This is a genomic window from Flavobacterium panacis, assembly GCF_024649945.1.
Lineage (GTDB): Bacteria > Bacteroidota > Bacteroidia > Flavobacteriales > Flavobacteriaceae > Flavobacterium > Flavobacterium panacis.
Genome location: NZ_JANKMS010000015.1, coordinates 93,479 through 115,468 on the forward strand (window position 1 = coordinate 93,479; position 21,990 = coordinate 115,468).

The window sequence follows — 21,990 nt, forward strand, 5'->3', positions numbered from 1 at the left end:
ATCTGAGTTAACTGCTAAGTCAAAAATATATGAAAATAGGAATTATAGGAATCGGAAGCCTTACTCTCGAATTAACCCGAAGAGCTGCATATGCAGGTTATCATGTAATCGTACATAACCCAAAGGGCAATAGTCTAGTAAGAGACTCCCTAAGCGATATGGGGCATAATATAGAGCTCTCATCTATTCAGAAAGCAGCTGGTGCAGATCTTGTCATAATTTTTTTTTCCAAAACCGACTCGCAAGAAATCATTAGCGATCTGCCCGATATGACCGGAAAAATAGTGATCCATACCAGCGGTCTAATATTTAATCCCCAAACACTTCTCACAGGACTTGCTTATGCCATGACCTATAAAATAACCGCGGCAATGCTACCGACTGCTCACGTTGTAAAACTTTTCAAACCCATTAGGCTTGAAACCTTTACAAATGAAATCCAAAATAAAAGACAGGAAATATTTTATATTGCAGATCATACGAACTCAAGGCAGGCTGTCAAGGACTTTTTAAGCAAGCTTAATTTTTCAGCTATCGACTTGTCCACAAGCAAGCAGCAGGAGTTAGGTTATGACGTCGATAAAAATTTAAATGCTTGAGATTAAAAATATAATTCAAATGGCAGCTTCTAGCCAAATAACCTCAATATTCTATGCCGCCAAACAGCGATATGGAAGTGAGAGAATTGCTGTCGAACTCGAAAATTCAGGATATAAATTATCTAGCAGAACCATCAGGAAATACATGGCATAATTAGGATTTTTCACCGTGCAGAAAAAGAAGTAAAAAATGAAAAAACAAAATCAGGGAGTGAATGTAACCTTAAAAAATAATCATTTTTTGATCTCAACAAACGAATTATGACATTCTTAAATAAAGAATTTACTTCGCCAACGTTTAAATAAAGTTCAATGTAAAATCGCGCCACTTACTTTTTTTACAGAACGATCAAACAAGTAAAATTAAGAGTTTATAATCTTAGGTTTTAATATGCACATTTGGTACCCTCTTTGTAAATCAAAAAATTGGTTTTTCAGGATTGCCGGAATGATTGGTACTTTCAAAGAGATCAAGGTAAACATTACAATTAGGCATTCGTTCCTTCAATATGAAAGCTTTCTCTAAAAGATCTTTTTCACGGCCATCTCCTTCTTCAGATGATACAAAAACTTCTTTTAAGCTTTGATTATTTAAATTCTCGCACAAATCTGTTAGTGTGATTGCTGTTCGGGTTACATTTAAACGTTCCAGCCTTTCCATTTGATTAAAATAAGGAATACTTGCCTTTGTGATATTGTCATGTCTTCTTACGATAAGATTTTTAAGACTTTTAAAATTAATAAAATACTCCACACCTTTATCGGTAACGAATGTTTCTTTGAGATAAATATCCGTAATCGAAGCCACTCTTAATGTGAAAAAATAAAAGAAATCGTCATCCTCATCCCCATCTATTGATTTGAAAAACGTCCAATCTTTCGGGATATTAGTGGCGCTTTCAATACGATAATGCTTTTGCCAGAACTTTTTCTCTTCTTTGGTGAATTTCATAGTTCCTAATTTTTTGATAGTATTTAAATGCCTGAATCTGTTTTTTTATTACTTTCTAACAAACTAATGATAGAGATTTTGCAACAAGGGATCCAGCTGTTGCATGCCTTTCCTACTTACATATAAAGTCGCAAATAGAAGAAAAAATCTTCTTCAGAAGCTACATTTTAATCTTCCTCTTTTGGACGTTCCGTTTTCTGTCCTTTGGAATTAAAATAAAATTCTTTTCCGTCCAGATTAGCGGTAACAAAACCATTGTAATTAATATCAATCTTATCATACTGTATTGGAATGACTTCATTGCCCACTAAATCAATGCATCCCATTTTCGAATTCAATTGTACCTTGGCTATCCCTCCGTAAAAACTCGCAACCCTGTCATATTCAAGAGCTATTACGACTTTGCCTTTTTTATTGACGTAACCCGCCTTATCGTTGAAAACCACCCAACAGAGACCTTCGCTAAAACTGCCGACATTGTTATAATTAGACAACTGATTATACAGAAGAGGAAGTTCCTCCCCTTTTTTATTTAGAAACAACCAATTTTCTTTATCATTTAAAACTGTTGCCAAACCTTCAGAAAAGGTTCTGGCGTATATATAGTCAGGCGATACTAATTCTTTTGCCAAAACATCAACATATCCGAATTTATCGTCTTTTCTTACCAAAACAAAGCCCTCCTTAAATTCTCCTATAGAATCGTATTTGACTTCTGTTAATTCCTTCTTGTTATCCTGATCAAAAAAACAAAATTTAGTACCTGCCTTGCATTTATAAAGTTCATCTGAGTTCCACAAGTAATCTCTTTCATTATATTTGAATGGCACAACAGCCTTTCCTGACTTGTCTATTATCCCCCATTTGCCATCAAGTTTTGCCCATGCTGTCAAATCTTTATTGAATCTTACAATCGACTCATAGACAGTCGGAAAAATTTCTTTTCCTGTTGTCCTCTCAATCCGACCGAATTTTCCATTGAGTTTTACATTTGCAAAATCTTCTCTTGCCCAACCTACTGAGGCATATTCTAAATCTTTTATTGTTTTGCCGGTTTTGTCAATGATGCGCATTTTATTGTCCAATCCAACTATTGCAGTTCCTTTATAAAAAGGCTCTACATAGCTGTAAATAATTGGAATTACAATCTTTCCTGATTTATCAATAAAACCATACTTGCCTCTTAACTTCACAGCTCCCAGGTTTTCCGAAAAATCCTGACAATTATCAAAGATGAAAGCTCCCGTATTCTTCCCTTTTTCTGCATTATCTAACAAAGTCTGTGGACTAGCCAAACCCTCAGGATCCAAAGAGATTACCTCCTTTCCCTGCTTGTCTAATATTCCATACTTGCCCGCCAATTCTGCATAAACAACTCCATCTGAAAAGCTTGATAAACGATCATACTTAAATTCCGATATTTCTTTGCCAGTCTTATCAATCAGTCCCCACTTCTTATTGTCTTTTGCAACTGCACATATTCCTTCTGAGAATTCTCTTGCATCTTTGTAAATAAAAGGAATAACTTCTTTTCCGTTGCGATCTGCAAAACCTCGCTTCCCTCCAATTCCATCAATCTGTAACGAAAACAAACCATCTGAAAATCCCCAGATGAAATAATATTTTGGCTCCAGAATTTCTTTACCATTTTTATCTATGACTCCTACTTTATGATCTGCACCAACACTATAGTAATCATCTTCTATTTCACGTACTTCATCATATTTGGCGGGAATAACAATTTGCCCGGATGCATTTTTAAAGCCTATTCTGCCTTCTGACGAATATTTTACAAGGCTTTGGGCGTTAGTCAAAGTCAGGGTCAGTAGGAAAAGAAAAAAAGACAATAGTTTTTTCATGATATCTTAATTTGTTTTAGCTCGTATTATTTGCTGTTCGGTTTTCAAATTTTTGTATTTACTTTTTATTTTCATCAAGTCCTTCCGCTTTTTTCATTGCAGTTTCAGCAGCTGCCCTTTTTTGGGGATCAGCAAGATCACATCTATATTTATCAGCAATGGCTTTGGCTTTTGCTTGGTCTCTCTTCTTTACGTAATCCGAACAAAGCGATTGCAGTACATCAAAATGCTTTTTCAGGTTTTCCAATGCTCCTTTTTTCTGGCCTATGAATTGACCTATATCCTCTCCCTTTTCATTTTTTAAATACACATTTGGAAAATCAATATCCCATTTTTTAATGGTCAATATGTCTAATTTTCTGGAATCTTTCTGAGCACAGCAATCAACAGGAAGTTCTCTCCTATTGTGATTTGTAATTTTTGCATTTGGAGCAATACGGTCCGTAAAACTAATTACACCATCATAGCCCACCTGTATTTTCTTTACAAAAACATCATATTGTTCCCCCTGCCCGTAGTAACATAATGAATTAGCTTCGATGATTGCATTGATGCTATCAACTGTTGCACGAAATGACGGGCTTTGTGCTTCAACAGTAAACCCCAAAAGAATCAAAAAAATCAGAAATGCTTTTTTTTGCATTGAAATTTTATTTGAAGCTAAAGTAATTACAAATTATCCAATTATTTATCACACTAGCTCATATTTTTTTACATCATCTTCTTTTTCAGCCATTTCCTCTCGTTTTCAAAAGCCTTTATGACGCTTCTAACTTTAAGATTTTTTTTCTAAATAAACCTCATCCTTTCTTGGCCAAAACAAAAAAATAAGAGAAAGATCAAAAACTAATTAAAAAAGAAGATCCAATCTTTCAAAACCTAAAAAAGAGCTGTATCCACAGCTCTTTCCTTTTTTTTAAAAATATATTTTTAAATTAATGAATGGCAAATCTCAATTTAAGCCCATAGGAAACCAATCTCATATTCCTTGCTGCCCCAGAGTCAAAAACACTATTATATTTTAATTCCACCGGTAATTCAGCATTGTATTGTACTAGATTTTTATCCTCTTTTTTATCATAGATATTGTTCAATCCATAATCCAGATATACTCCAATGTAGATTGATTTTCCATCTCCAATCAACTGTTTCAGACCTGTTTCAAAAGTTGCACTATAGGATACGTCCGCTTTAAGATCCTGTTTCGGTGTTTGAAGATTATTGGTACTCGCAAAACCGGCAAACGCAGGGCTGAACAATTCCACGTTATATTGCGGATAGTAACCACTTGTTGTAAGATTGCCCATTCTGGTTTCAAAACTGCCGTTTACCGCGAAACCAATCTTGGCACCAGCGGCCACATACAGTTTGGATCTACCTGGGGTTTCAAACTGAACTGTGATAGGAATATTTATATAAGACAGTTTTTGCTGTTCTCTTAGCCGAGATGTGCTGTATCTAAATTGAAAAGAATCATTTTCAGCATCCACGGCATTGTACCGACCTGACAAGGCAGCAAATTCAGAGTCACTGCTGTAAGTCTGATATTCAGCCCCAAGCCCGACACTTAATCCTTCATTTAAGTAATGCGAATAGCGAAGGCCAGCACTTACACCATTACCCGGGACATAGGATCCTCCCGAAGATTTTATAAATGAAAACGGACCGCCTACTGAAATTGAAAATTCCTGTTTTTTATCCTGACCATAGCTAATCGATCCGGCAGCCAAGAGTGCCGTTATCATAGCAAGTGATGTTATGTATTTTCTCATCTTAAAAGTTTATTATGCCGGTGCCAACCAGAGTAGCCACCGGCAAGTTTTTTTTATTTATTTCACAATTACTTTGAAAGATTTTTTCACATTTGGAGTCTCAAGAACTACAAGGAACATATTGCCCGTAGCAGTTTCAGGTAATTGTATTTCAGTTATCACGCTCTGTGACTGAACCGTCTTAACCAACTGACCGCTCACAGAATAGAGGCTTATTTGCATTTTCTCTAATTCTTCCGTTGGGAAGTTAGCTTCTACAGTAATCTTTTTTCCAGTTTCAATTGGATTAGGATATAATCTAGCCTCAAGTTTAGAGCTTAATGTAACGTGAGCGGTACAAGTCTGTAGAACTTTTCCATCTTTAGTAGTCATTTTCACCATATAATTGGCCGTAGGATCCAGTATATTTCCTAAAGTTTCTCCAGCCGAATAGTATTGCCCAGTTCCAATTAATTGTCCGTTTTTGAACCATTGGTAAGCCGTAAATTCATAACCTCCATTAGTTTGCGGATTATTGTTTACAATTAGAACATTGTTGAATTTCATCTGTACGATATCATAGAAACCAAACGGTTTTTCTACTGTAATTGTATAATCAGCAGATATACTTGCATCTTCAGATCTCACATTCACATTCTGAGTGTAAATACCAGGCTTGGGAGTCTGAATTGTAAAACTGGCCGAAGGTGTAATAACTGCATTTGATTCGTTAACGATACTGACAGTTGGATTGGTATCTCCACAAGGCAATAGTTGATAAAGTACTTTCGCTGGATTTTCATAAACAGTTGTTCCAATGGTAATGGTTTTAACATCAATATTAGCATTCAAGATTACTAACGGCTGCGAAACATCTGAAGCAGCAAGGTAATTGTTGTTTCCTACCTGATGGGCTGTTATTAAAATCTGACCAGATCTTACCATCGTTACCTGACCTTCTGCCGTAACAGTGGCTGCTGCCTGAGGTGTACTGAAAGTATAGGTATAGGTAACTGGTAAATTCGAACTTGAAGAAGCTCCTAGACTAAAGATATTGTTTGTGCCTAATGTCTTTACCGGAATAGCGTTAAAAGTAATTTGTTGTTGTGCTTTACGAATAATCAAATCTGCAGTAAGAACAACCGGAGAGCAGTTTGGAGCCGTTGCCGCGGGTGTAATTGTTGCGGTAACAGCATATGTTCCAGCGTTTACCGATCCGTTGTTTACCGAATAGGCCACAGTTGCATCCGCTGGTAGATTTGCCACCTGAATAGAATGCGGATTTCCATCGTAGGTAAATTCAGCATTGCTGAAAGTTACAGCATTGACAGGAGACACCAGTACTTTTACAGTCTGAAGCTGCGTCGTAATATTCCCGCTGCCATCATCATATTTCCATGTAATTGTGTAAGTACCAGGTGTATTGTAATTTAACGGATCTGTCGTTGTACCATTGATAAGTCCAATACAATAGTCTACTGCTGTTGGAATCGGAATTTGTGAAGCCAAAACAGAGCAATAGTTAGTAATCTCAGGTAATACTGCTACACTAGGAATAGGTGCAGTTACGTCAGGTGTTGTAGTAATAGTTACAGTTTGTGTTGTAAAACATCCGTTTGCATCTGTAATAGTAGCTGTATAATTTCCAGGACTCAATCCTGTAGCTGTGGCAGCAGTTCCTCCAGATGGAGCCCATAAATAGGTATAGGTACCCGTTCCGCCTCTTGCAATTACTGTTGCACTTCCGTTAGAAGCACCACTACATGTAACGTCTGTTTTTGATGAAGTTGCAGTAAGAAGTACAGGTTGTGCAATTGTTACAGTTTGTGTTGCCGTACATGCGTTTGCATCTGTTATAGTTACAGTATAAGTTCCTGCAGATAATCCTGATGCTGTAGCAGCAGTTCCTCCAGATGGAGCCCAAGAATAGGTATAAGCTCCCGTTCCTCCAGTAACAGTTACTGTTGCAGATCCATTGCTTCCTCCATTACAAGAGACATCTGTTTTTGTGAAATTCGTTGCAAATTGAGCAGGAGAGCCAACAGTTACATTTTCAGTAAGTATACATCCGTTAAAATCTGTAATAGTTACGTTATAAGCACCTGCTTCAAGTCCGATTGCAGTTGCACTTGTTCCTCCATAAGGAGCCCATGAATAGGTGTATCCTGGAGTTCCGCCTGTAACAGATACAGTAGCAGTTCCGTTTGCACCTCCGTAACAGCTTACAGTTGTAGCTGAAGTAGTTGCACTAAGTGCGGCAGAAGGTTGTGAAATAGTAAAAGCTTGCGTTGCTGTACAAGAATTTACATCTGTTATTGTTACAACATATGTTCCTGCTGTTAATCCTATTGCTGTTGCATTTGTTCCTCCAGATGGAGCCCATGAATAAGTATAAGTACCCGTTCCTCCTGTTGCAGTTACAGTAGCAGATCCAGTAGCAGATCCATAACAAGCTATATTAGTTTGAGCTACAGGAATTGCGGTTAATACCGGAGGTTGTGAAATAGTGAAAGATTCGGTAGCCTGGCAATTGTTTGCATCTGTAATAGTTACAGTATATGTTCCGGCAGATAATCCAGTAGCAGTAGATGCAGTTCCTCCAGACGGAGCCCATGAATAGGTATAAGCACCTGTTCCTCCAGTCACAGTTACAGAAGCAGAACCAGTTGGAGTGCCATTACAAAGAATATTAGTTTGTGATGGTGTTACTGAAAGGGCATTAGGTTGTGTAATTTCAAAGTCACGAGTTTTGCTGCAGTTGTTGCCATCTGTTACAGTAACAGTAAATGTTCCTGCTGAAAGACCTGTTGCTGTAGCGGCAGTTCCTCCGTAAGGAGCCCAGGAATAGGTATACCCCGGAGTTCCGCCTGAAACAGATACAGTAGCAGTTCCGTTTGCACCATTATTACAGCTTACGTTAGTTAAACCAGCTTGAGATAGTACTAATGCAGTAGGTTCTGAAATAGTAAAACTTGCCGTTGTCTGACATGAATTTGCATCTTTGATTATCACGCTATAATTGCCTGGTGCAAGATTAGAGATGGAAGATGTCGTGGCAGAATTGGACCATAAATACGTATAAGGTGTTGATCCTCCAGACGGTGTTACACTCAGCGAACCGTTTGCGGCACCGTTACAAGCTATGTCAACTTGTGTAGAAGTATAATTGATAGTTGGTACAGTTAAAATAGCCGCTGAAGAAGTAGCCGACGGCGAACAAATTCCAGTTGCTACAACTCGGTAAGCATAATTATTCATTGCAGAAACTGCCCCGGTGATAGTCAATGAAGCTGTTGTTGCTCCGGAATAAACACCACCGTTTAGAATATTAGCAAAACCTAAACCTTGGTTTACCTGCCATTGATATCCTCCTTCATTTACAGCAGCTGCAGACAATGTTACATTTGATCCGATACATACCGTCGTTGAGGTAGGATTTGTGATGATTTGAGGTGCAGAATTTATTGTAAGTGTAGCTTCACTTGATGTAGCTGCGGGAGTACATACTCCGTTTGCGATAAGTCTGTATTTAAATCCATTTAAACTTGTTGTAGCATTAGTAATAGTAAGTGTTGCTGTAGTTTCTCCTGAGTAAGGTGCTCCTGAAGGAACATTGGCATAACCAAATCCTTGGTTTACCTGCCATCTGTAGCTCGAAGCGTTGTCTGCTGTAGCAGCAAATGTTGTATTTTCACCTTCACAGATTGTACTGCTTGACGGCAGTGCCGTAAATAGAGGAGCCGAGTTAACAGTAAGAACTGCGTTGTTTGATGTTGCACCAGGTGTACATGTTCCATTAGCTACTGCATGATATAAGAAACCGTTCATAGCTGCAGTAGCTCCTGTAATGGTAAGTGTTGAACCGGTAGCACCGCTATATACACCTCCGTTACTGATACTGCTAAAACCGCCACCTTCATTAACATACCACTGATATCCGGTAGCGTTGCTTGCTGCGACAGTAAAGCTTGTATTTCCTCCTGCACAAGTAGTTTCTGCACTTGGCTGTGTTGTAATAGCCGGTGAAGGATTTACAGTAAGTACTGCGTTGTTTGATGTTGCATTAGGTGTACATCCTCCGTTTGTTACAACTCTATAAGCAAATCCGTTCATAGCGACAGTTGCATTACTTATAGTAAGGGTCGCCGTAGTAGCGTTGCTATAAACACCTCCGTTAACGATATTGCTAAAGCCTAATCCTTCGTTAACCTGCCATTGATATCCTGTAGCATTAGATGCTACAGCAGAAAATGTAGTACTGGCTCCATTACAGATTGAGCTGTTGGAAGGCTGTGCTGTAATAGCAGGTGCAGAATTCACAGTAAGTGTCGCGCTATTTGATGTTGCAGCAGGCGAACAGGTTCCTGAAGCTGCTAATCTGTATAAAAATCCATTCATTGCAACAGTTGCATTACTTATAGTAAGAGTTGCTGTTGCTGATCCAGAATAAATAGAATTATCTGTAATCGGAGTAAAACCTGAACCAGTGCCATTATTTACTTCCCACTGATATGTTGTTGTATTTACAGCAGTGGCAGAAAATGTAGTATTGTCTCCTGAGCAAATTGTAGAACTCGATGGTTGTGCTGTAATAGCCGGAGCCGAATTTACAGTAAGTGCTACATTGTTCGATATTGCATTAGGAGTACAAGAACCTGTCGCAACTAAGTGATAAAGAAACCCATTCATACCAGCAGTTGCTCCGCTAATAGTAAGTGTATTTGTTGTTGCACCTGAATAAATGGCATTATCAATAATAGGATTAAATCCTGATCCCTGATTAACTTCCCAACGGTAACCTCCTGTTGCATTCGATGCTGTGGCTGCAAAGGTTGCATTTCCTCCTGAGCATACTGAAATAGCAGATGGCTGTGTTACAATAGCCGGAGCCGGAGTAACAGTTCCTGTAACGGCTACATTTTGAGTTACCGCAGTTGGTGATGAAAATGTAATATTTCCCGACGGAGTGCCACTTGCTGCGCTTGTAAGTCTTGCATATAGCGTCAAAGTACTTAAATTACCGCTTGGGGCAGAAAACGTAATATTACTTGAATATGGACCTGACGAAGATGTAGAAATTTCAAACCCCGTAGGAGCAGATGCAAAAACGCTACCTGTTAAATTGCCTCCCGAAATAGTAAAATTCTGTGGTGTTGATACTCCCCCGGTACAAGATGTAAAAGGATTTAAAGCATTTGTAGATACAATAATACCTGCCGGCTGTGTAATAGTTACAGTCTGCGTTGTACTACAGCCTCCAAGACCATTAGGAGTACTGTCAGTAATAGTTACAGTGTAAGTTCCTGCGCTAAGGTTACTTGCACCGGAACCCGTTCCTCCAGATGGTGACCAAGAATAAAAATACGGCGTTGTACCCCCTGAAACTGTTAGTGTTGCCGCACCATTGTTTCCTCCATAAATACTTACATTACTTTGAGATTGTATTAAAGAAGTTAGAGGAGCTGGAACACTTGCTATAGCTGCATTTGAAGTTACAGATCCTGAACCTGTTACTATAACCCGATATGAATTTCCCGACATACTCGAAGTAATACCGGTAATGTTTAATGTTGCACTGAACGCACCTGAATAAGGCGCTGTGTTTGTGAGATTAACAAAACCAGCCCCATCATGTGTATCAACCTGCCATTGATAAGAAGATACAGTACCGGCTGCAACTACAGAAAATGATGTATTGCTCCCGGAACACACAGTTTTGCTTAATGGCTGTGTACTAATAGTAGTTGGTGCGGCTAAGAATGGTGCTCCCGAAGGCATCGAAAGAGCTGACTGTGACAAAGTCCAGTTACCCTGAGTCATTAGAGAAGTTCTAAGATTTGCAGCATTGTTTACTGGAGCACCGCTGCCAATATTAAATTTAGCTGCACTTGGCTGATCAGTTCCTCCCGGATAAAAAGCACTCGTTCCTCCTACAAGACCCGGAGGCAATGTAGAACCATTGGTTCCGTCAGCACAATTAGGGTGATCCCATCCTGATTGCGTTGTTCCTTCTGGACATATGTAATAGTGCAGACCGCCGATTAATAGAGCGCCAGGTCCGGTAACAATATCGCCGCCACCCTGAAAAGCAATGATCTGATCTCCAAAAGCGGATAAGTTCAATCCATTTGGCATAGTACCATCAGTACGGGTTACAGTACCATTCGGAGTTCTGCTGCTGGTAGTAATATTATAGGTAAAAGCTTGTAATCCCTTCAGAATAATCTCTGTTCCGGCCGGAATTACACTAGCTCCGGTAACCCATTTAACAGTACCTTCAGATGCATTTGTTGTGGACCAGACACCTCCGTCAGAATATCCTCTGTCTGTAAAGTTGATCGTAGTGCCCGCATTAAGATTTACAAGGCAGACAAAAGAAAATTCATCACCGTCAGCTGCAGGAAAATTGGAATCGAATCCTGTGAATATAAGCTGTCCGACCGTAAGGTTGGTCGCTTGGGCGTTACCTAAGTAACTCTGCAAAAATATCCCCAAGAATAAGGCGATATTTAAGAACTTTTTGATTTGAGAGTAAAAATGTTTCATAATGTAAGATTAGTTAAATTATAGAGTGGCAAATTGTTCGCCGTTTTTAATGCCAAAAGCGAGCAGTTTATGCCCACTCATAAATCCTTCGTCAGTATAAACCGTATTGATACGGAGCTGTGTATTGTTGTAACACTGAATAATCAGTCCGTTGTTTTCATTTATTTCGAGAATCGTGCCTGGGGCTCTTGGACGATCTGTCAAGGTATTGGTTAAGGAAACTTCCACAATTCGTATATTTAAACCATTCCATTGTGTATAAGCTCCTTTGTTCCAAGGATTGCAGGCATTTACCAGAGCCTGAATCGATTTTGAATCCTGATTTTCCCACTGAATCGTAACATCGGTAATACTGGGTTTCTTGTAATAACTTGCCAGAGATTCATCCTGAATTGTGCCTTTATCTTTATTATACAATAATGTAAAGAGTTCAGGTAAAATATAAGAAGCCAGATAAGACAAATTAGTGCAAAGCATTCCGTGTGTCAGATCTGTATGAAGAGGCAGTGTCTTTTTCAGGATTATTTTTCCTTTATCGATTTCTTTTTCAACAGCGTGAACAGAAATTCCGGTTTCTTGTTTTTGTTTTCTGATTGATTCAAAAACAGGATCAGAACCGCGCATTTCAGGCAATAATCCATAATGGAAATTATAAAAAACATTGGGCCTTTTCGCCAGAATATCTTCGGGAATTTTCCATGGAAAAGTCATCGTGAAGATATTTTTCAGATTCGGGATTTTTGTAATTTCTTCTAACTGAATTTTAAGTTTTGAACTTTCAAATCCTATTAAACCAATGCCAGTTTTAGCAGCAAAAAGCGAACAGAAAGCTTTTACATCTTCATTATTCGCAGGAACTCCTATTGTATGAAGCCTTCCCATACTGTGTAATGTTTGTATAGCTGGAAAAGCCAGACGGTTATTACATAAAACTACTATGTCGCGTGTTGGATTCATGACTCTAAGCAGGCATAAGAATTAAACCAGGATGCAGAAGTAGTTTCTTTAATAGCAAGAATATGATGATGCAGACGTTCACGTTCTTCGGCTAGATCATGTGCTTCAGTTATATTCTCTAAGCGGCAATTTCCAGTTTCCTCATTTTTTGTTACCGTGGCATAGTAAACCGGTGCCTCAGAAGATCGGGTATTTGGATTCATGTATACTTTTCCTCTTGGAGAATCAATTACTACACCGTCTAATGAAGAACCATTCATGGCATCAATAAACAAAGCAGCCTCCCATCCAAGAAGAGAAAAAACATTCGCTTTCTGCTCTTTAATACTGGTCATTACCGCAACAAAATCTTCATTTTCTTTATTCGAAGTACTTGCAGACCATGGCACAGCACAACTCCAATTATATCCCGGATATGGTATTTTACTTATCCAGAGTTCTTCGGCAGTAAAACCGCTTCCGTATGTTTTTCGTGAGCCTACATTTTTTAGTTTTGCCGATTCTCTAAAGAAATCTTCAGCCATATCGCCGCAGAATGATGTAAATAACGAAGCATCCTGATTTTCTTCAAGAAACTGTTCTAAAGGCTGTAAATTAATATCTGCACGCTGTAAAGGTGTTACATGAGTATAATTGACAGTTCCCCCTTTATCCTCAACGGCAGTCGAAAATGTATAAGGAGATCGGTAGCCGGCATCATAAAAAGAACAGGTAAAAGCAAAATTACTTTGACCTTCATCAAAAGCTTTACGTACAATGGCACGGGAACAGAGAGCACCTTCCAAAGAAATAAAATAAACGTTGGATAATACTTTATCAAAAGTCTGAAAATGATAACCGCTGTCTAAAACAAGTAATAATTTCCCCGCACTTTCAAAAATAGGCTGTATAGATTCGGCTGTAAGAGGATTTACATAGGCGATTATAATATCTGTTCCATTTAGTAAAAGCTGCTCACAGCAGTCATGAATTTCCTTTTCGTTCCCGCCGACGCCAATGCCAGCCGTTACGATTTCATGATTTTCGTTGGTTCCTAATTTTTTAAGTGCAGATTTAAATCCGTCCATTACATCAAAGGACAGTGACGGGTAAATGACAGATCTTGGTAAGAGTAAAGCTATTTTCATAAAGTTTAAATGCTGTTTAAAAAAAATGCCCATCAACAAAAAAGTCAATGGGCTTGTAGTATTAGTTCCTAGAAGGGAAAATCCCCTGGATACAGATAATATAATTCATGCCTAAATACGGTTGTTGAACTGATAATGGCTGGCTTCCTCCCGCATTTCCTACTGTTACTGTAGGCGTAATTGTTTTCAATGACCCGTCAGCTGGCTTAGTCGAATACAGATTACTCAGTGAAGCAAGATAGGCGTTTTCTGCTGCTCCGGTATTTCCCTGATCGGATAATCCTTTTAAGGTATAAGTTCCCTGTGCTGTATGGGTATGAGGCGGCATATTGCTGGAAAGTATAGTATAATTAGGAGATCCAAGAAGAGCTCCCATTGGAAACTGCTGAATACCTGATGTTACTCCGGTTCCTGCAGGAATACGGCCTCTAAAATCCGGTAAAGCAAAAGTACTTACACCGTTTCCTCCGTATGTGGTGCCTAAAAGGCTGAATAAAGCCTGATTTGAATTAATAGCTAATAGCTGTCCAGAGCAGTAAGCCCATGTTCTTGGGGCAAAATTTGCTGCAAACAGTCTGATTTCTGACATTGTTCCTTCCATAATTGTGGTTTTTGTTAGTTTCTACTTGGGAAAATGCCTTCTAGACAAATAATATAATTCGTTGCTAGATAAGGCTGGATGATATTAAAAGGCGCACTGCTTCCAGCGACAGAAACCACTACTGTTGAAGTTCCGGATTTCAAATTACTGTCTGCTGCCTCAGATGTATACGCTAAGGCATTACCTGCCAATACCGCATTTGCAGGTGCTCCAGTATTACCAGTATCATTGTAAACAGGTACAGAAACTGTACTGCCTGTAGAAATATGCGTGTGAATAGGCATTTGAGCACTAGTCATTACAACCGTTTCTGTTCCTCCAACCTGTCCTAGTAGTATTTGTGGCAGTCCCGGACCAGTTCCTACACCTACTGGAACACGTCCCTGCAGGTTAGGAATATTAAATGTAGTTACCCCGTCACCTCCGTATGTTGTGCCAATTAAGACGTACAAAGCCTGATAACTGGCAATGCTAAGTTGTGCTCCATTGCAAATTGCCCAACCAAGAGGTGCAAAATCTCCTGCGAATAGGCGGATTTCACTTATATATCCTTCCATGTTTTAATTTTTTAGATTTTGATTTTACTTATAAAATTTAAATAGCAAATGCGTTGTTAAGAACGCGGTGGAAATAAACCATATAAACAGATAATGTAGTTTATACCTATTGTAGGCTGCATTAACGAAATAGGACTCTGTCCTGTACCAGCATTAGCTAGAACTATATTATAAGTAACTGGTTTCATTGGGTCATCTCCTTCAGTAGTGCTGTACATCTTATTTTTAGAAGCAAGCGTATTACCGCTAGGAGTATTAAGATTTCCTGTGTCTGAATAAGCAGGAATTGAAAAAGCTGAAGTAACAGGATGATTATGAGCTGCAAGCTCGTTAATTGTAATTTGATGTGTATTAGTGCCTCCCTGCTGTCCGTTTGCGTAGGTAGATAACCCAACTGCGGTACCAGCTCCTATCGCTACACGTCCGGCAAAGTTAGGCAGTTGAAACGTAGTCGATCCGTTGCCTCCATACGTAGTTCCGATAATAGCAAAAAGAGGAGTGTTTGATTGAATTGCGACTATCTGTCCATTACAATAAGCCCAGTTTCGTGGAGCGAAACCTGCTGCAAAATGACGAATTTCTCCAATGTATCCATCCATAGTTTATTAATTTATAGGTTAATGTTTAATGATTAGAATCTGGTGGTAATTTTTCCTGTAAGATAAGATTACATTTAGCTATTTATCTGACAGTATTTTATTACATAGCTAATTTACTGTATATAAGCACTTTAAAAACACGTAGAAATACCTGTTTTTAAAAAATAAAACATAACCTACTTTTTAAATAATTAATTGAAAGATATTCGCCTCTTTTTGTTGTAGGATTCAGGACTGCAACTTCAGGAATACAGTACTATCTGAAAGAACAAAAACTATTGATTGAATCCAAAGTTATTGTCCTGAAAGCAAAACTTACCTTAAAATATTTTAATAAAAAAGTGGAGTTGCTTTCAATTTCCCAAATGAAAGCTAAGGTTGTTTGAAAATAATATACTGATTATTACAAAATCATTTAGTAAAATCATATAATGGACTTACTTCCATTTTGTAACAAAAAAATGTATGTGAATAAAAATGTTTACTCATTTAAGTTCTACGGTAAATCATATCTCAATATTTTTCGAAATACAAAAACCCATCAAAATCAAAAATTATGAAAGAAAAGATGTCGCATACCTTAGCGAACTAACGAAAATATAAAGCAAAGATGTTATCAAAGGATGATCATTTGTCTCTATTTGAAACAATAATTAGCAAACGAAAAAAGTAGTTTTTTGGTGCTCACTTTGCACTGAAATTAGATGGTCACTTTAAGCTGAAATTAAGTGGTCATTTTAAATTGGAAAACAGTGGTCAATATCCGTCAGTTTTACATTATGTCAAACTTACTCAGAAAATATTCAGCTTTTCTAATTGACAAGATTTGCTCTTCTAAAACCTCAATTTCCTTATTCTATTTCTTTTTAGTAGCACTTTTAGATTCTGTTAAGGATGTAAGTTCAAATACTCAAAATCACTTAAATTGACACGCTTGCCAATCTATCTTTTTTCTACTTTAAACTAATTACCATAAGATGTACATTTTTTCACTTTATTTTCATCAAGGTATACATTGAGTATAACAATTGTACAAGATAAAAATCAAGAAAGTAAAAACCCAGCTAAATCAATGTGAACCAACTAAGAGAAAGCAAATAAAACTTAAAGAAAGTAGATTTATTTCCGAAGCAGAAATTAACAATCCTTATTTCATAAGGGTTAGGCAAGCGTAAGGTACAAATATGATAAAGTTTTGTGTAAACCGCAGCAAAACAAAAATATACATCACAATACTATATATTTGATGATAAATTATGACATTTTAAGAAAGAACTTTTAAAAGCATAAGGAGTAACAAATGTAAAAAAATTATAAATAAATCTATTAAAATTAACTAAAAATCAGTAATCTGACCATAGTAATGATCATTGTCCATCTATCTAATAATCATAGAAATATTGACAACGATGATTTTCTTTCTAATATTTTCACTAAATAAAAAAAAATCGTCCTAAAGTAAAATTCTCATTTCAGGACAAATCTCCTTCTTCAAGAGACAATTTCTATTAAAAATACAACTCTTCTTCAATAAAAATTCTTAAATCAGTTTTATAAAAAAACCGCATTTACAAAGCAAAAAAACGTGTAAAGACCTAATAAACAAATCAATTACACTCATTAAATTTAAGCGCCTCCTAATTAAGTTTTACGACAAAATCATAGTACACTGTTTTCGAAATTTCAGAAAATGGGTTTCATTTCAGAACAAAAAACACAGGTTTTAGAACATTTTTGTCAACTATTTGAAATATAAATCTTACTTTTAAAGACCAAACCTCCCCTGATCATCTGAAAAATACTTTTCATCTCCCCCTGACCTAAAAAGAATCGCTATGAAAAAATTAGTCCTAATACAATTAAAATTATGCGGATTTCTGCGCTAAATCCATATATAGAACAACCTCTGTTTTGAATGGCATCAGTACAGTTTTACATTTCCACAGTTTAAGTTAACCCATAAAACTATTATATTATGTCAAATCTACCTCAGAATCCAAGATGGATGCAGTATGTCAATGATGAAAGAAAGATTTCGGAATTGACCATACCGGGCACCCACGACACTGGCACTTTCCAGGTCATAAATATTGGTCCTGCAAAATGCCAGACCCTGAAATTGACCGACCAGCTCAACGCCGGAATCCGTTATCTGGACATCAGGGCCGCAAAAGGAAACGATAATGACGGAGTACTATGGCTCTATCACGGCAAACCTCCCTTCGGATCAAATCTCAATATCACTTTATCACAGGTAATCGATGTCTGTCTCAAATTTCTCGAACAAAATCCGACTGAAACCATCTTGATGTCGATAAAGCAGGAATTCGGTGATTCAATTCACAAATGGGTGGAACAGACCATCAATAAAAACAAGGAAAAATGGTATCTAGGCAATGATCGGATTCCAAAACTAAAGGAAGTAAAAGGCAGGATAATACTGCTTCGCAGGTTCGATTATCTGGATATCGGTCTGGATTGCCAGGGAAATTTCCCCAAAGACGGTACAGGAGACTTCTCGCATCATAAGGTGAAATTCTATGTACAGGACAACTACTACTCCTGGTCCAAGGGAAACAACAAGGCGGATAAATTCAATCTCCACATCAAACCTGTACTGGAGAAAGCCGCCGCCGATAGTGTTGAAACAATATATATCAATTTTGCGAGTGCGACCGGTATTACCGCAGGAGTCCTCCCTTTTTCCTCAAACCCAAAAGATCTCGCTGATTCAGTAAACCCACTGCTGTATAAATATTTGAAGGATCATCCAACAAAACGTTATGGCATCATTCCGATGGATTTTCCGGAAATTGAAAAATATCTGATCACCAGGATACTGGACTGCAGCTACGACAATCCAATGCTGCTTCCTCGTGCCATCAACAAGGCAACAGGCATCGTCTACCTGAGTTTCAGCCAGCAACTTTATCATGTCCCGGACCCTTCCGTTGCGGAAAATATATTCAGGAAAGGATGGGATCCCCAGCTGCTGCCATGCTTTAATTTTGATGTTGCCTCCTCCACCCTACTCAAGAACGGGAAACTGATAAAATTCAATGACCGGAACGAAATCTACTTATCCTATGAAAGGGAAAACGGACTGAAACCTGCACTGCACCACATCTACGATTCAGGAGTGCTGAACAGGTACGGTCTGCATGGAGAAATAAAAATGATCCCTGAAGCGCAGAAAGGCAGCTACGAAATCTTAAGTCCGATAACGTAATAAACAATCGGCTAAACAAACCCCATAATCAGACATCGCCGAGTTCAAAAACAGGATGCTCGGCTTTGTTTTGTTTCTGGAAACCACAGCCCCCCACTTGAAACAGACTGCATATTCCGATATAAGCCCGGCATTTTCAATCTTCAATCGTTCTTATTACCAGCCAATATCTGCTCCGCCCATCCGGGCCTCTCCCCATCGTACCTCTCCATCTTTCCTACAGCCATGCGGGTATCGGGATACAGGGCTTTATAAACAGGCTTCCTGCGGTGCATGATCAGATAATAAAAATCCCGTTTGTGCTCCGGCAGCACCTCAAGTCCGCCCGAAACATGATTGTATCTGAATTTCAGATGAATCAGGATCTTCGCAAGCTCCAAAGTATCATTCTTGCCCAGACACCAGTACAGTATGTTCCCATACTCGAATAGTATTTTAAGCGCCCTATAGCCACGTGATGTTGTACGCAGTCCCGAAGATGCCAGCACATAGGCATCCACCTCCAATTCTTGTCCCGCCGTCATATTTTCTAACGATTAAAAAAACAAAATTAGTTACTACATGAAACGATAAACTATTATTAACTGTTCCAAATCATAACATTAACATAAACTGACGAATTTTATTACTTCCCGATCGAGACGCGGCATTGTAATTTTGGAGTTACCTTCTTTTTACCACAAAAAGATAAGGGGAATTTGCCAATATTCGGCCATCACAATATGATCCGACTGACCCATTTTTCCAGATTACACCTTAAAAATCAGCTTATAAAAAAACAGCTGTAAAATATTACAGCCGTTTCATTAATCCATATCGTTTTTATAGAATGGAAATAAATTATAAATTACACAATTTATCACTTTCAGTTAAAACGCTATTGTCCGTAGAGCAAATATAATCAGGTCTCTTATTTTCTGAAACCGGCAAGTTGTTAATACTATTATAAGTTATTATGACTGTATCTCTTTTATATGGAGATAGATTACCTGTAGAAGCATGAAACAAATTTGGATGAAAAAAAATAACTGATCCTGCCTTAAGTTCTAAAACCTCAATACCATTTTGATCTGCATATGCTTTAACAATATTATCATCAACAGTAAATTTTAAGTTTGAACTAAGTGAATTTAATATATCATTTTTATCAAGAGTATCTTTCTGTTTAAATTTTGCTATCCCTTCTTTATGTGAACCTGGAATAACCATTAGAGGACCTTGAAAGGATTTAGCATCATCTAAATAAATCATTGCAGAAGTCATATCTGGAGATGCCACTCCATCATCAAAGTGCCAATAAGGATAGTCCTGATGCCACTCCCACCATTTTCCTAAAAATGGCTCTTTAAGATTTAATTTATATTGATATAAATATAAATTTTCTTTTACCAATTTTTGAGCTATATCTAACAACCTTAAATCTTTGTACAAGTCTTTATATACTTGAGAATTCACATGAGGAGCAAATATCGAACGAATCTTATCATCCTCGCAAATAACATTGGGTAAATCTTTTTTATTTTCAAAATAAGATAATTCATCCTTGTATTTATTCACTTCATCTAGAGTAAACATGTTTTCAATTATAATATAACCATCCTCATTATAACTTTCGATTTGACTTTTATTCATTTTTTTAATTTTTAAAATTATTTACTTAAATATTATTACTATTAAGGTTTTACTAATTTGGCTTTAAACATCTTTTTTTTTGTGAAATACTATATAAATTGCTGATCTGCTAATTCAAGATCTAAGAATTGATCAACAATACGTATAATAAATTACCCACTAGTTTAGCAAGATTACTTTAATTCAGTTGTATTTTAAATTTTCCAATATCTATCAGATGGCCTACCAAAATCAAGTAAGCAGGTTATTTCGTGTACTCTTGCCTCTTCTGTTTTTTGTACCATATCCATACTCGTTTGTTTACTGCCTATCAATCCTTTGGTACTACCAAATCTTTAATATAGAAAATTTAAAAAATCATCCGGATCTTCTTCTGACAACGAATCCAATGAAAAATCACTATCTCTATTATAACCCGTAACTTCAAATAATTTTTTATTTCGTTTCAAAAAATTGCAGTACGGATTTCTTGCTCCCTCTTTTATAGCTTTACTTTCTAATCCAATAAATGAGTGCAACATGAATGTAACTTATCTGTTTACGATCAATCTTTTTCTCCGTGTGTTTGTCCATAGAGGTCTATTTTTTCTGAATATTTCTAAATCAGTTTTATAAAACCCTCATTAAAAAAAAACATAAGTGACTAATAATTAGTTATGTATTCAATTTACAAACACCATAAATCGCTAAGTCTCTGTCGGATCAGTTTATATCTGAGTTAACTTCTGAATTACATTCCTTTTATTTCACTTCGTAGAAAACAGAATCCGATTCGCAAAGTCTAAAATAACCTAAAGCAAATTTTTTAGGATCATTACTATTAATAATATTTCCTCTGATATTGCTTGGCGGTGTAGAAGAGGAATTTCCCTCTGATGCCCTTAATATCAAACTCATATAATTATAGAACTGTTTGGAAATACCACGATGCACAATCACAACTTTTTTCCCTGGTTTCATATCACCATCTGCAAAGCTGGTACTCATAATATTTCCATTTGTTGATTCATCATCAGTTAAGGTGAATTCAGGATAACGTAAAAAGTCTCCTGTGTAATCCATCAGATAATAATTCTCCTGATCTACTGGATCATTAAAATAATAAGTCAGCACAATTAAATCCGGTCCTGTTATATCTGGCATTAGCGTCTGCTCAACTCTATTAATTGAAGTTACAGAAGTTAACTTTTCAACTGCAGTAAAACTTTGTTCCTCTACTTTTACATACAAAGTATACTCCATATCAATAACGGGAATAAAATTAGTACTTATATAAGAGCCTGGTTCAGACTCATTAAAAGTAAAAACATCACCATTACTATTTTCGACCCTCACCTCTGCTCCGGAAACTTTTGGAGTAGTTCCATTGTAATAAGGAGCCATCTTACTGATCTTTATTATCTGACTATTTCCATTTGTTCCTTTCTTCCATTGTATCTCAGCATCTATAACTATTTTAGCCTCCCCTGTATTCAAATCGAGCTGTACTACTTCTTCACAAGAGGTAAAGAGTAAAATTATAAGAAGACCCAACATTGTCAGGTTTTTAATCTTCAGCATATTTTTTTTTAATGTTTGCAT

General features: G+C 37.2%; 16 protein-coding genes. 3 read left to right on the forward strand and 13 right to left on the reverse strand.

What is annotated here, in order from left to right; all coding sequences use genetic code 11:
• Positions 1-29: 29 nt before the first annotated feature.
• Both NQQ59_RS23495 and NQQ59_RS23500 read left to right on the forward strand, forming a co-directional pair.
• On the forward strand, positions 30-599 hold the full coding sequence (locus tag NQQ59_RS23495; protein ID WP_144212047.1) for an NAD(P)-binding domain-containing protein: 570 nt from the start codon (positions 30-32) through the stop codon (positions 597-599).
• 19 nt (positions 600-618) lie between these two features.
• Complete coding sequence (locus NQQ59_RS23500) at positions 619-753, forward strand: IS3 family transposase (RefSeq protein WP_186296531.1); 135 nt, start codon at positions 619-621, stop codon at positions 751-753.
• A gap of 264 nt (positions 754-1,017) precedes the next feature.
• Here NQQ59_RS23500 and NQQ59_RS23505 read toward each other — a convergent pair whose 3' ends face one another.
• The 10 genes from NQQ59_RS23505 to NQQ59_RS23550 form a co-directional block, all read right to left on the reverse strand.
• Entirely contained in the window at positions 1,018-1,551 is a 534-nt protein-coding gene (locus tag NQQ59_RS23505; protein ID WP_144212043.1) for a hypothetical protein, read from the reverse strand.
• Between the two features lie 167 nt (positions 1,552-1,718).
• Positions 1,719-3,410: a WG repeat-containing protein gene (locus tag NQQ59_RS23510; RefSeq protein ID WP_144212041.1), complete on the reverse strand. Its 1,692-nt coding sequence runs from the start codon at positions 3,408-3,410 to the stop codon at positions 1,719-1,721.
• A gap of 58 nt (positions 3,411-3,468) precedes the next feature.
• Positions 3,469-4,053: a hypothetical protein gene (locus NQQ59_RS23515; protein ID WP_144212039.1), complete on the reverse strand. Its 585-nt coding sequence runs from the start codon at positions 4,051-4,053 to the stop codon at positions 3,469-3,471.
• Positions 4,054-4,345: 292 nt separating this feature from the next.
• On the reverse strand, positions 4,346-5,182 hold the full coding sequence (locus tag NQQ59_RS23520) for an outer membrane beta-barrel protein (protein WP_144212037.1): 837 nt from the start codon (positions 5,180-5,182) through the stop codon (positions 4,346-4,348).
• A 57-nt stretch (positions 5,183-5,239) separates the two neighbouring features.
• Entirely contained in the window at positions 5,240-11,707 is a 6,468-nt protein-coding gene (locus NQQ59_RS23525; protein WP_144212035.1) for a T9SS type A sorting domain-containing protein, read from the reverse strand.
• An 18-nt stretch (positions 11,708-11,725) separates the two neighbouring features.
• Positions 11,726-12,589, reverse strand: coding sequence for a formyltransferase family protein (locus tag NQQ59_RS23530; RefSeq protein ID WP_186296530.1), 864 nt, complete (start codon positions 12,587-12,589; stop codon positions 11,726-11,728).
• A gap of 71 nt (positions 12,590-12,660) precedes the next feature.
• Complete coding sequence (locus tag NQQ59_RS23535; RefSeq protein WP_186296529.1) at positions 12,661-13,791, reverse strand: ABC transporter substrate-binding protein; 1,131 nt, start codon at positions 13,789-13,791, stop codon at positions 12,661-12,663.
• Between the two features lie 61 nt (positions 13,792-13,852).
• Entirely contained in the window at positions 13,853-14,392 is a 540-nt protein-coding gene (locus tag NQQ59_RS23540; RefSeq protein ID WP_144212029.1) for a phage tail protein, read from the reverse strand.
• Positions 14,393-14,406: 14 nt separating this feature from the next.
• Positions 14,407-14,949 carry a phage tail protein gene (locus NQQ59_RS23545; RefSeq protein ID WP_144212027.1) on the reverse strand — a complete coding sequence of 181 codons (543 nt, stop codon included), beginning with the start codon at positions 14,947-14,949 and terminating at the stop codon, positions 14,407-14,409.
• A gap of 56 nt (positions 14,950-15,005) precedes the next feature.
• Positions 15,006-15,548, reverse strand: coding sequence for a phage tail protein (locus NQQ59_RS23550; RefSeq protein WP_144212025.1), 543 nt, complete (start codon positions 15,546-15,548; stop codon positions 15,006-15,008).
• Positions 15,549-17,523: 1,975 nt separating this feature from the next.
• On the opposite strand from NQQ59_RS23550, the gene NQQ59_RS23555 reads away from it, so the two are divergent.
• Positions 17,524-18,777, forward strand: a complete 1,254-nt coding sequence (locus NQQ59_RS23555) for a phosphatidylinositol-specific phospholipase C (protein WP_144212023.1) — start codon at positions 17,524-17,526, stop codon at positions 18,775-18,777.
• 143 nt (positions 18,778-18,920) lie between these two features.
• Here NQQ59_RS23555 and NQQ59_RS23560 read toward each other — a convergent pair whose 3' ends face one another.
• From NQQ59_RS23560 to NQQ59_RS23570, 3 genes are all read right to left on the reverse strand, one after another.
• Positions 18,921-19,301: a hypothetical protein gene (locus NQQ59_RS23560; protein ID WP_144212021.1), complete on the reverse strand. Its 381-nt coding sequence runs from the start codon at positions 19,299-19,301 to the stop codon at positions 18,921-18,923.
• Between the two features lie 316 nt (positions 19,302-19,617).
• Positions 19,618-20,409, reverse strand: a complete 792-nt coding sequence (locus NQQ59_RS23565) for a phytanoyl-CoA dioxygenase family protein (RefSeq protein ID WP_144212019.1) — start codon at positions 20,407-20,409, stop codon at positions 19,618-19,620.
• Between the two features lie 741 nt (positions 20,410-21,150).
• Positions 21,151-21,990 carry a DUF4249 family protein gene (locus tag NQQ59_RS23570; protein ID WP_144212017.1) on the reverse strand — a complete coding sequence of 280 codons (840 nt, stop codon included), beginning with the start codon at positions 21,988-21,990 and terminating at the stop codon, positions 21,151-21,153.